We start from the raw sequence: 10,942 nt of genomic DNA, 5'->3' as shown, positions 1-10,942 counted from the left end.
GGACCTCGCGGCCGTGCTCGCGGCCGTCCGGCGGGACGCGGCCGCCGGCCGCACCGCGGCGTGGGCGTCGTCGACGGTCGAGGACGAGCACGTCGGCGGGCCGGTCGTCCCCCGCGACGTCGTGGACGCGCTGCACCGCGCGGCCGACCTCCCCCACCGCCACCCGGTGGGCAACGCCGGGCTGCTGCACGTGTACGGCTACTGGTTCTCGGACGTCGCGACGCCCTTCGGGTTCAAGCGCGACCGGTGGGCCCAGGGCGAGCTGGCGGCAGCGCTCGGCCTGCCGCGCGACGCGTTCCTCCTCGACCACGACTCGGGCACGACGCTGCTGGAGCGCGTGACGCGGGCGGTCGGCCCGCTCCTCGGCACCCGGCACCGCGGCCCCGTCGCGGGTGACGCCCCGGACGCCGTCGGCTCCCCCGGGCGGCCCGCCGTGCGCTCGGCGGACGCATGGGTGGACGGCGTGCTCACCCGCGCCGTCACGTTCCGGGCGCCGGGTGCGCGGGCGACGGCGCTCGTGCACGGCCTGGACGACGGGCGCGGCATGCGCCTCGTGACGACGTTCCCGGTGGACGGCGACGCCCGAGCGCTGCTCGCGGAGTTCGCGGCGGAGCCCCGGCTGCGGTGGAACGCCGTGGTGCTCGCGCAGCCGTAACGCACTGTTCACCCCGGACGGACTTTCCGTCCATCTCTCTCGGTCACGATGGACGCATCGTCCAGACCGCAGGGAGACCGCGTGACCCCGAGCATCATCCTCGACTTCGACGGCACGATCGCCGTCGGCCCCGGGCCCGTGCTCGCCTACGCCCGGCTGCTGGCCCCGGACGCGCGGCCCGGATTCCTCGACCGCGTGACGGAGGCCCTCGCCGCGCACGAGGCGGGCAGCCCCGAGCACCGCGACGGCTACGACGTGGTCGGGTCGCTCGCGCGCGCCGACCGCGTCCCCGCCGACGCGCTGGCCTACGCCTACCTGGCGAGCCGTGCGCTCCTCGGCACCCCGCAGGCCCCCGTCAGCACCCTGCCCGACCTGCCGGCGTTCCTCGCCGACCTGCGGCGCCACGCCCGCGTCGTCCTCGCCACGAACGCGCCGCAGGTCGGCATCGACCGCGTGCTCGCGCAGTGGGGTGCCACGACGTCGTTCGACGCGCAGCACTTCACGGTGGGCAAACCCGCGGGCCTCGTCCCCGTGCTCCGCGACGCCCTCACCGACGGCCCCGTCCTGGCCGTCGGCGACGTCCTCGCCCTCGACCTCGCACCGGCCCTCGACCTCGGTGCCGACACCGCGCTCGTCGGCCCCACGGCCGCGACGACGACCGCACCCGTCACGATGCGGGCCGCGACCCTCGCGGACCTCCGCACGGACCTCCAGACCTGGGCCGCCGCCGCGGCGTCCAGCACCCCGACGCCCGTCGGCGTCACCACCCGCATCGAAAGGTGAACCCGCGCATGCGCAAGACCCTCGTCACCACCGGCTCGCTCGCGGTGGCCGCGCTCGCCCTGACCGGCTGCACGAGCGGCTCGGCCGCGACCCCCGCCGCCTCCGACGGTGCGTCCGCCGGTGCCGCCGACTGGCCCGACTCGATCACCATCTCGCTCGTGCCGTCCGTCGAGGGCGAGGACCTCGCCGAGGCGCTCGACCCGCTGACCGGCTACCTCTCCGACGAGCTCGGCATCGACGTGCAGGGCGTCGTCGCGACCGACTACGCCGCGACCGTCGAGGCGCTCGGCGCCGACCAGGCGCAGGTCGTCATCACCGACGCCGGATCGCTGTACAACGCGATCGAGCGGTACGACGCGCGGCTGGTCCTGCGCGACGTGCGGTTCGGCGCCACGTCGTACGCCTCGGTCGCCTACACGAACGACCCCGACACGTACTGCCAGGACGCCCCCGTGAAGGCGACGTACGCCGCGAGCGGCATCGAGCTGTCGTACTGCAACGGCGTCGAGAAGGCCGCGCAGGACGCGACCGGCCAGGGCCCCGCCGGCCTCGCCGCGCTGAAGAAGATCGCGCCGGGGACGAAGGTCGCGCTGCAGGCCGCGACCTCGCCCGCGGGCTACCAGTACCCGGTGGTCGCGCTGCGGGACGCGGGCATCGACACCGACGCCGACATCGCCCAGATCCCCGTCGAGGGCAACAACAACGCCGTCCTGTCCGTCTACCGCGGCGACGCCGCGGTGTCGTTCGGCTACTGGGACGCACGCACGACGGTGGTCAAGGAGGCCCCGGACGTCGCCGACAAGGTCGTCGCGTTCGCGTACACCGAGATGATCCCCAACGGCGGCGTCGCGGTCTCCTCGACGCTCCCCGACGACCTCGTCGAGAAGCTCACGACGCTCATGGACGGGTACGCCGACTCCTCCCCCGAGGCGAAGGACGTCATGTTCGACCTCGTCGGCCTGTCCGACTGGACGTCCGAGACCGCGCCCGAGCAGATCACGCGCTACGGCGAGATCCTCCAGCAGTTCGCCGGCTGAGAGCAGGACGCACGCATGCGCACCGCTGCACCGCACGTGGGGGCCGGGCACGCCCCGGCCCCCACGGCCCGCTCGTCGTGGCCGGTCGAGCTCGACCGCGTCTGCGTCACCTACCCGAACGGCACCCGCGCGCTGCGGGACGTCTCGCTGCGCGTCGAGCCGGGCGAGATGGTCGCCGTCGTCGGGCTCTCGGGGTCCGGCAAGTCCACCCTGATCCGCACCGTCAACGGACTCGTGCCGGCGACGTCCGGCACGGTCCGCGTCGGCCCGCACCAGGTCACGGCGCTGCGCGGCCGGGCGCTGCGCGAGGTCCGCGGGCACGTCGGCATGATCTTCCAGGGCTTCAACCTCGCCGAGCGCGTCGACGTGCTGCACAACGTGCTGGTCGGACGCTTCGCGCACACCCCCGCGTGGCGCTCGCTGCTGGGGCGGCCGTCCGCCGCGGACCGCGAGCTCGCGCTGCGCGCGCTCGACTCTGTCGGGATGCTCGAGAAGGTCTGGACGCGCGCCGGCTCACTGTCGGGCGGGCAGAAGCAGCGCGTCGCGATCGCGCGGGCCCTCACGCAGGAACCCGGCGTCATGCTGGCCGACGAGCCCGTCGCCTCGCTCGACCCGCCGACCGCGCACGCGGTCATGGCGGACCTGCGCCGCATCAACGCCGAGCAGGGCCTGACCGTCGTGGTGAACATCCACCTCATGGACCTGGCCCGGCAGTACACGACGCGCATGATCGGGCTGCGCGCGGGCGAGGTCGTCTACGACGGGCCCGCGCCCGATGCGACGGACGCGGACTTCGAGCAGATCTACGGACGCCCCGTGCAGCCGCGCGACGTGCTGGGGGCCGGCGCGTGACCGCGGTCGACCTCGCCGGACGTGTGCCGGCGCGGCCCCGGCACGTCGTGCGCACGGCGCTCGCCGTCGCAGGTCTCGTCGCGTTCACTGTCGCGACGTGCCTGCCCGCGATCGGCGGCGTGGAGCTCGACCTGGGGTCGATCGCGCGGTACTGGCGCAACGGCGCCGACAAGCTGGCCGAGCTCGCGCAGCCTAACCTCGCGTTCGCGCCGCGCACCGTCGCCCCGATGCTCGAGACGCTGCAGATGGCGCTCGTCGGCGCGGCGGTCGCGGCGCTGCTGTCCGTGCCGCTGACCCTGTGGGCCGCACGCGCGACCAACCCGTCGACGCCCGCACGCGTGGCGGTGCGCACGGTCGTCAACGTCGTGCGGGCGGTCCCCGACCTCGTGTACGCGACCGTGCTCGTCGCGATGGTCGGCGTGGGCGCGCTGCCGGGCGTGCTGACGCTCGTGCTGTTCGACGTCGGGATCGTGGTCAAGCTCGTCTCGGAGGCGATCGACTCCTCCGACCACGGGTACATGGAGGCCGGGCGCGCGGCGGGCGGCACGCAGACGCAGATCAACCGTGTCACGGCGCTGCCGCAGGTCGCGCCGCTGTTCGCGAACCAGTGGCTCTACGTGCTCGAGCTCAACGTCCGCATCTCCGCGATCCTCGGGATCGTCGGGGCGGGCGGCATCGGCCGGCTGCTCGACGAGCGGCGGGCGTTCTACGCGTACGGCGACGTGTCGGTCGTCATCCTGGAGATCCTGGTCGTGGTCGTCGTCATCGAGGTGCTGTCGAACCTGCTGCGCCGGAGGCTGGTGTGAGCGCCGCGACCGTGACGTCGCCGCGCGTCGACCCGCCGGTCACGCGCACCGCGCTGCCGCCGCGTCCGTCCCGGCTGTGGCCGACGCTCTGGGCGCTCGTGGTCGGCGCGGTGGTGCTCGCGGCCGCGGCCGGCCTGTCGATCACGTGGGACGAGCTCCCGGCGCTGCCCGGCAAGGTCGCGGGGTACCTGCGCCTGATGTTCGCGGACCCGAGCTGGGACAAGCTCCCCCGTGCGCTGCTCGAGACGTGGCGCTCGATCTCGATGGCGTGGACGGGGGCGATCCTGTGCGTGGTCGCGTCGCTGCCGCTGGGGCTGCTCGCCGCACGCGGCGTCGGCCCGGCGTGGCTGCGTCTCGGTCTGCGGGCGTGCTTCGCGGTGCTGCGTGCCGTGCCGGAGGTCGTGCTCGCGCTCGTGCTCCTCACCGTCACGGGGCTGACGCCCCTGACCGGTGCGCTCGCGCTCGGCATCGCCGGGATCGGCACGCAGGCCCGGTGGGTGTACGAGGCCGTCGAGTCCGTGCAGGAGGGCGCGTCGCAGGCCGTCCGCGCCGCCGGCGGCACCGCCGCGCACGTCACCCGGTGGGCGATCTGGCCCGCGATCTCGCCCACGGTGCTGTCGTTCGCGCTCTACCGGTTCGAGATCAACATCCGCACGTCGGCCGTGCTCGGCCTGGTCGGCGCGGGCGGCATCGGCAGCATGCTGTCGAACTACACCAACTTCCGGCAGTGGGATACCGTCGGGATGCTCCTGATCGTCGTCGTCGCCGCGACGATGCTGATGGACACGGTCTCCGGCGCGATCCGCCGCCGCATCATGGAGGGGGCACGCGTCCGTGACGTGGGCAGGGGCGCCTGACGCACCGCCGAGCACCCGCATCGTCGCGCTGCTCCCGTCGCTGCCGGCCACCGAGCGACGCGTGGGCGAGGCGGTCGTCGCCGACCGCGCGGGGACGGTCGAACGCACCGCGCAGGAGCTCGCCGAGGCGGTCGGCGTCGGGCGCGCGAGCGTCGTGCGCGCCGCGCAGGCGTTCGGGTACGACGGCTACCCGCAGCTGCGGGTCGCGCTCGCGCGCGAGATCGCGCTCGAGCAGTCGTCCGCGCCGCCCGCGGACGCGGGGACGTCGCTCACCGGTGCCGTGCACGCCGCGACCCGGCGCTTCGCCGCGCGGCTGGCGCACAGCATGGCCGCGCTCACCGAGGAGGCGCTCGTCGACGTCGTGGCGACGCTCGACCGCGCCGAGCGCGTGCTCGTCGTCGCGAACGGCCTGTCGGCGCCGCTCGGGCTCGACCTCCAGCTGCGGCTGACCGCCGCCGGCCGGCCGGCCGAGCTGCTGGGCGACGCGCTGGCGCAGCAGATCGCGGCCCGCCAGCTCGGGGCCGCGTCGGCGTGCGTCGTGCTGTCCGGCTCGGGCGTCAACCGCGCGACGCTCGACACCGTGCGAGCGGCGCGCGCGAGCGGCGCAAGGGTGCTGGCGCTCACCTCGTTCGCGCGCTCGCCCGTCGCCGAGGGCGCCGACGTCACGCTCGTCGTGCCGCCCATCACCGACGGGTTCCACGACGAGCTGGTCCACACGTCCCGCGCCGCGCTCGTGCTGCTCGTCGAGCAGGTCGTCGAGCTGCTCGTGGCGCACCGCGGCGAACGCGGCCGTGCGGCCCGCGCCGCGGCGCTGTCGGTGCTGGGCGACGGCCTGCAGGACTGACCCGCCGTCCGGGCACCTAGGCTGCTGCGGTGCCGACGACGATCGAGACCCGCACCCCCGCCCAGCTGACGCCCGCCGAGCTGTACGCGCTGCTGCGGCTGCGCGTCGACGTCTTCGTCGTCGAGCAGGCGTGCCCCTACCCCGAGCTCGACGGCCGTGACCTGGAGCCCGGGACGCGGCACCTGTGGGCGCACGAGGGCGGCGAGCTGCTCGGCACCGTGCGCGTGCTCGACGTCGACGGCGACCGGCCGGTCGTGGGCCGCGTCGCGACCGCCCCGGCGGCGCGCGGTCGCGGCGTCGCGGGGGCGCTCATCGAGCGCGCGCTCGGGCTGTGCCGCGCGGGCGCACCGGTCGAGCTGCACGGGCAGGCCCACCTCGAGCGGTGGTACGAGCGCTTCGGGTTCGTCCGCACCGGCGACACGTACGACGAGGACGGCATCCCGCACGTGCCGATGGTGCGCACTCCCCCGGCGCGCTGACGACCACGACCCGCGGCCCGCGAGCGCGCCGATCTGCGCCCCGGACGGGCGGCGTCGTGGTGCCGGTGCGAGGCTCGGAGCGACCGGTCTGCACCGAGGAGGGCCCATGCCACGCACCGCGACCGACACGTCCGCCGCGCTCCGGCTGACCCGCACGGTGGAGGACGCACGGGCGCTCGACGGCGTCGTCGAGCGCGTCCGGCCGCGCGTCGTCGCCGCGCTGGCGGACCGTCCCGCGCTGGCGGCGCTGCTGCACGGCCGCCCGCTGGGGCACGCGGTGCACCCGTTGATGACGGACCTGCCGCTGGGGCTCTGGGCGAGCGCGACGGTGCTCGACCTGCTGGGGGGCGAGTCGGCGCGTCCGCACGCCGACCGGCTCGTCGGTCTCGGCGTGCTGACGGCGCTCCCGACGTCGGCGACGGGCGTCGCGGACTGGGCGCGGTCGGGCCGCCGGACCCGCCGGGTGGGCGTGGTGCACGCGGCGTTCAACGGGGCCGGGCTGGGCCTGTTCGGGCTGTCGTGGCTGCTGCGGCGGCGCGGGGCGCGCACGGCCGGGGTCGCGGTGTCGCTGCTCGCGACGGGTGCGGTCGGTGCGGGGGGCTACCTCGGTGGGCACATGTCGTACCGGCTGGGTGCGCCGCCGCGCGGTCTGAGCGGGCCGGCCGCGGATCGCCCGGCGCCGGACGCGGACGAGGTCGACGCGCCCGCGGGCAGCGCCTGACGCGCGCGGCGTCCGAGCCTCCCACCGGACTCCGGCGGGGTGCGCGCTGGGAGGCGCGGTCCGCGTCGTCTCCGGTCGCCGGTGGTCCGGGCGGACGGCACGGCGCAGGGACGCGCCGTCCCGGGTGCCGGTCTCGGGGGTCGTGGTCAACGCACGAGCATGGGAGCGCGCCGCCGGGCGCGCGCGCCGGGGGCCCGAACCCACGACGCCGGGGACGGCGCTCCGTCCCCGGCGTCGCGTCGCGTCACTCGCTCGAGAGCGCGTCCTTGATCTTGCCCGTGGCCTTCTCGACGACGTTCGGCTGCGGCGTCGTGCCGTAGAACCGCGGGTCGGGCTGCGTGGGCGGCGGCATGGGCACGCCGGCGGGCGGCTCGGCGACGTAGGTGAACTCGCCGAGCCCGTCGGGCGTCGGGCCGGACGCCCACGAGCCCTTGTCGGCGTCGGTGCCGTCGGAGAAGTTGATGTACTGGTAGGACACCTCGCGGTGCTCCTCGTCGAGCGGGAAGCTGCTGGGCACGGGCATCCCCTCCAGGCCCTCCTCCTGCAGCTCGCGGGCCGCCGCGAGCCACTGGTTCTGGTGCATCGTGTCGCGTGCCAGCAGGAACGCGAGCAGGTCGCGCACGCCGTGGTCGTCGGTCATGTGGTAGAGCCGGGCGACCTGGACGCGGCCCTGCATCTCGGCGTTCGCGTTGGCCGTGAAGTCGGCCAGCAGGTTGCCGCTCGCCGTGATGTAGCCCGCGCTCCACGGGTTGCCCATCGAGTCGACGGGGCGCGCACCGGCACCGGCGACGATCGCGTGCTGCAGGTCGGTGCCGCCGATGACGGCTGCGACGGTCGGGTCCTGCTGGATCGCGTCCTCGGTGACGCCCACGGGCGCCTTCTCCAGGAGCTGGGCGATCATGGTCGCGAGCATCTCGACGTGGCCGAACTCCTCGGCGCCGATGCCGTACAGCAGGTCGCGGTACTTGCCGGGCAGGTGGGTGTTCCAGGACTGGAAGCCGTACTGCATGGCGACGGTGATCTCGCCGTACTGACCGCCCAGCACCTCCTGCAGCTTGCGCGCGTAGACGGCGTCGGGCTTGTCCGGGCTGGCCTGGTGCTGGAGCTCCTGGCGGTGGAAGAACATGGGTGACCTCCGCGCCCCGGGCGTGCCGGGACGTCGCGTGACGGTGCGGCGTGGGTGCCTCGGTCACGCACGGGCGCCATCGGCGGCCCCCCGGCGACCGGGATGGCGCCGACGGGCTTCTTCCGCCGGTGCGAGGACGGGGCCGTCGTGCCCCGCCGCTCTCGACGCTAGGCGGGGCGCCCCCGTCACGCGCGCCCAGGCGCCGAACCCGCAGGCCGCAGGCTCGGCCCACCTCGACGACGCAGGGGGCCGCCCGTTGGGGCGACCCCCTGCGCGTGCGCGGTCAGGCCCGAGCGTCGTGCGTGCTCAGCGCGTCACGACGCCGAGCAGGTCAGCGTCGGCCACGTCCAGTCGCCGTTGTGCTGGACCGTGAACCCGAAGGAGACCGTCTGCCCCGCGGCGAGCGCACCGCTGCCGCTCGGGCGCATGGTCATGACGTTGCCGCTGGCGTCCCACGTGGGGCTGCCGTTCCAGGTCGCGATGATGCGCTGCGGCTGGCGGACGGTGACGGTCGACGACCAGCCGCTGATCGCGCCGTTCGCGCGGATCGTGACGGTGCCGTTGAAGCGGTCGTTCCACTTCTGACCCTCGGAGTAGGTCGCGGTGCAGCTGCCCGTGCCGGGGTTCTGGGTCGGCGTGGGCGTCGGCGTGGTGCCGGGCTGCGTGGGCGTCGGGGTGGGGTTGCCCGGGTTGGGGACGGGCGTGCCGCCCTGGTTCAGCTGGTTGAGCACGCTCGTGTACGCGGCCTTCTTGTTGCCCGAGCCGTCGAACAGCAGCGGGGTGCCGTTGGCACGCCACGAGTCGGTGTCGCGCACGCCCCACACCGTGATGCCCGTGCAGCGCGCGACCGCGAGGCACGCCTGCACGACGCCCTGGTACTGCTGCGCCTGCGAGCTGCCCGAGCCCTCGATGTCGAGCTCGGTGATCTGCACGTCCACGCCCAGGTCGGCGAAGTTCTGCAGCGTCGTGTGGTAGTTCGACGGCACCGGGTTGCCGGAGTTGAAGTGCGCCTGGAAGCCGACGCAGTCGATCGGGACGCCGCGGGCCTTGAAGTCCTTGACCATGTTGTAGACGGCCTGCGTCTTGGCGTGCTGCCAGTTGTCGGTGTTGTAGTCGTTGTAGCAGAGCTTGGCGCCCGGGTCGGCCGCGCGTGCGGCGCGGAACGCGGCCTCGATCCAGTCGTTGCCGGTGCGCTGCAGGTTCGAGTTGCGGCGCGCGCCCGAGGAGCCGTCGTCGAACGCCTCGTTCACGACGTCCCAGGCGTAGATCTTGCCGCGGTAGTACGACGCGACCTGGGTCACGTGGTCGAGCATCGCGGTCCGCAGCGCGGACCCCTCCATGTTCTGCATCCACCCCGGCTGCTGCGAGTGCCACGCCAGCGCGTGCCCGCGCACCTGCTTGCCGTTCTGGCGTGCCCAGTTGACGATGCGGTCGCCCGAGGACCAGTTGAACTGGCCGCGGCTGGGCTGCATCGCGTCCATCTTCATCTCGTTCTCGGCGGTGATCATGTTGAACTCGCGGTTCGCGATGGTCGTGTAGGTGCCGTCGTTCAGGCGGCTCGCGGCGATCGCGGTGCCGAAGTAGCGGCCGCTCTCGGCGGCGGCAGCCTGGAGCGTGCTGCCGGCGGCGGCGGCGGGGACCGCGAGCGTCACGGCGAGCGTGGCGGCGGCCAGCCCGCCGAAGGCTGCGGCGAGCCGGCCGCGACGGTACCTCTGACGTGGGGTCGTCATTGATCCTCCTCGATCTGGTGCGCCGGCTGTGACCGGCGCGCCTCACCCTCGCCGGGGTCCCTCGGGGGGTCAACCGCTCTCCGGTGGATCGGTACTTTCGATCGCTGGTCGGAAACGTTTCAGCACTCCTGAGGGTGACGTTGATCGATGAAGCAGGCGTGTTTGAGGCCTCTCAACGGGTGCACGGCAACGCACAGGCCGATCCGCAGTGGGAGCGCTCCATCCTGCGCTCCGACACTTTCGCTGCTGAGCCGCGCTCCGGCGCCGGGGTTCAGGACGGGTCGGGTGCCAGCACGCCCGCCAGGAACCCGCCCATGAGGTGCCACGCCGCGACCGCCTCGCGGACCGGTCCCGCGTGCGTGAAGCCGTGGTCGACGCCGGGGAACGTCGCGTGCGTCGTGGCCACGCCGGCCGCCCGCAGCCGCTCCGCGAACGCGTCGCCCTCCGCCGCGAGCAGGTCCAGCGCCGCCGTCACGACCAGCGTGGGCGGCAGCACCGTGAGGTCCTCGGCCAGCAGCGGCGACGCGAGCTCCTCGGCACCCCGCGCCGCGTCCGGCAGGTACCACGCGTTGAAGCGCGCACCGACCTCGGCGAGCTCGGCGGCCCCGGCGCCGTGTGTCGCCGCGAGCTTCTCGGCCGGCGGCCGCGCGAGGTCCAGCGGCGCGTAGTCCACGACCAGCCCGACCGGGCGCGGCCCTCCGCGGCGGGCACCCAGCAGGCACGCGGCCGCCGCGAGGTTGCCACCGGCGCTGTGCCCGCCGACCGCGACCCGCCCGCCGTCGACGCCGAGCACCGCCCCGTGCGTCGCGAGCCACGCGAGCACGTCCGTGACGTGGTGCACCGCCGCCGGGTACGGGTGCTCCGGCGCGAGCGGGTAGTCCAGGTTGACGACCACGCACCCTGCCGCCTCGGCGAGGAACCGGCAGTACGGGTCGTCGCCGCCGCCGTCGCCGAGCACGAACCCACCGCCGTGCAGGTTGACGAAGACCCCCGGCGTCGTCGTCACCCCGCTCGGCCGGTACACGCGCAGCGCGCGCACCGGCGCGTCGTCC

The 10,942-nt window shown here is 74.7% G+C and carries 12 protein-coding genes; 9 read left to right on the top strand and 3 right to left on the bottom strand.

Features of this window, described 5'->3' with window-relative positions:
* The 9 genes from ATM99_RS19365 to ATM99_RS12430 all read left to right on the top strand — a co-directional run.
* Nucleotides 1–655: hypothetical protein (locus ATM99_RS19365; protein ID WP_062103220.1), on the top strand; the 655-nt coding region annotated here is incomplete at its 5' end.
* An 81-nt stretch (nt 656–736) separates the two neighbouring features.
* Complete coding sequence (locus ATM99_RS12465; protein WP_062103219.1) at nt 737–1,438, top strand: HAD family hydrolase; 702 nt, start codon at nt 737–739, stop codon at nt 1,436–1,438.
* Between the two features lie 8 nt (nt 1,439–1,446).
* The gene (gene phnD / locus ATM99_RS12460; RefSeq protein ID WP_062103221.1) at nt 1,447–2,475 is read left to right on the top strand and encodes a phosphate/phosphite/phosphonate ABC transporter substrate-binding protein; all 1,029 of its coding nucleotides are present in this window, start codon (nt 1,447–1,449) and stop codon (nt 2,473–2,475) included.
* Nucleotides 2,476–2,490: 15 nt separating this feature from the next.
* Nucleotides 2,491–3,327, top strand: coding sequence for a phosphonate ABC transporter ATP-binding protein (phnC, locus tag ATM99_RS12455; RefSeq protein ID WP_062103218.1), 837 nt, complete (start codon nt 2,491–2,493; stop codon nt 3,325–3,327).
* Nucleotides 3,324–4,133, top strand: coding sequence for a phosphonate ABC transporter, permease protein PhnE (gene phnE, locus ATM99_RS12450; protein ID WP_062103217.1), 810 nt, complete (start codon nt 3,324–3,326; stop codon nt 4,131–4,133). The genes phnC and phnE (ATM99_RS12450) overlap by 4 nt, the downstream gene beginning before the upstream one ends.
* Complete coding sequence (gene phnE, locus ATM99_RS12445; RefSeq protein ID WP_062103216.1) at nt 4,130–4,990, top strand: phosphonate ABC transporter, permease protein PhnE; 861 nt, start codon at nt 4,130–4,132, stop codon at nt 4,988–4,990. The genes phnE (ATM99_RS12450) and phnE (ATM99_RS12445) overlap by 4 nt, the downstream gene beginning before the upstream one ends.
* Complete coding sequence (locus ATM99_RS12440) at nt 4,968–5,834, top strand: MurR/RpiR family transcriptional regulator (protein WP_062103215.1); 867 nt, start codon at nt 4,968–4,970, stop codon at nt 5,832–5,834. Before phnE (ATM99_RS12445) ends, ATM99_RS12440 begins: the two co-directional genes overlap by 23 nt.
* A gap of 29 nt (nt 5,835–5,863) precedes the next feature.
* On the top strand, nt 5,864–6,313 hold the full coding sequence (locus ATM99_RS12435) for a GNAT family N-acetyltransferase (RefSeq protein WP_062103214.1): 450 nt from the start codon (nt 5,864–5,866) through the stop codon (nt 6,311–6,313).
* A gap of 106 nt (nt 6,314–6,419) precedes the next feature.
* Nucleotides 6,420–7,034, top strand: coding sequence for a DUF2231 domain-containing protein (locus ATM99_RS12430; RefSeq protein WP_062103213.1), 615 nt, complete (start codon nt 6,420–6,422; stop codon nt 7,032–7,034).
* Between the two features lie 244 nt (nt 7,035–7,278).
* Here the strand turns inward: ATM99_RS12430 and ATM99_RS12425 are convergent, their stop codons facing one another.
* The 3 genes from ATM99_RS12425 to ATM99_RS12415 all read right to left on the bottom strand — a co-directional run.
* On the bottom strand, nt 7,279–8,160 hold the full coding sequence (locus ATM99_RS12425; RefSeq protein ID WP_062103212.1) for a manganese catalase family protein: 882 nt from the start codon (nt 8,158–8,160) through the stop codon (nt 7,279–7,281).
* Between the two features lie 314 nt (nt 8,161–8,474).
* A complete protein-coding gene (locus ATM99_RS12420) occupies nt 8,475–9,890 on the bottom strand; it encodes an endo-1,4-beta-xylanase (RefSeq protein ID WP_062103211.1) in 1,416 nt (471 codons plus the stop codon).
* Between the two features lie 271 nt (nt 9,891–10,161).
* Nucleotides 10,162–10,942: alpha/beta hydrolase (locus tag ATM99_RS12415; protein WP_062103210.1), on the bottom strand; the 781-nt coding region annotated here is incomplete at its 5' end.

The sequence above is a fragment of the Cellulomonas sp. B6 genome (assembly GCF_001462455.1).
In the GTDB taxonomy this organism is placed as follows: Bacteria; Actinomycetota; Actinomycetes; order Actinomycetales; family Cellulomonadaceae; genus Cellulomonas.
The sequence above is the reverse complement of the archived record's forward strand: the minus strand, read 5'-3'. Positions and strand labels throughout refer to the sequence as shown.

Coding starts and splice junctions, on each gene's coding strand:
- phnD (WP_062103221.1), top strand. CDS start 1,447: ATGCGCAAGACCCTCGTCACCACCGGCTCGCTCGCGGTGGCCGCGCTC.
- phnC (WP_062103218.1), top strand. CDS start 2,491: ATGCGCACCGCTGCACCGCACGTGGGGGCCGGGCACGCCCCGGCCCCC.
- ATM99_RS12425 (WP_062103212.1), bottom strand. CDS start 8,160: ATGTTCTTCCACCGCCAGGAGCTCCAGCACCAGGCCAGCCCGGACAAG.
- ATM99_RS12430 (WP_062103213.1), top strand. CDS start 6,420: ATGCCACGCACCGCGACCGACACGTCCGCCGCGCTCCGGCTGACCCGC.
- ATM99_RS12420 (WP_062103211.1), bottom strand. CDS start 9,890: ATGACGACCCCACGTCAGAGGTACCGTCGCGGCCGGCTCGCCGCAGCC.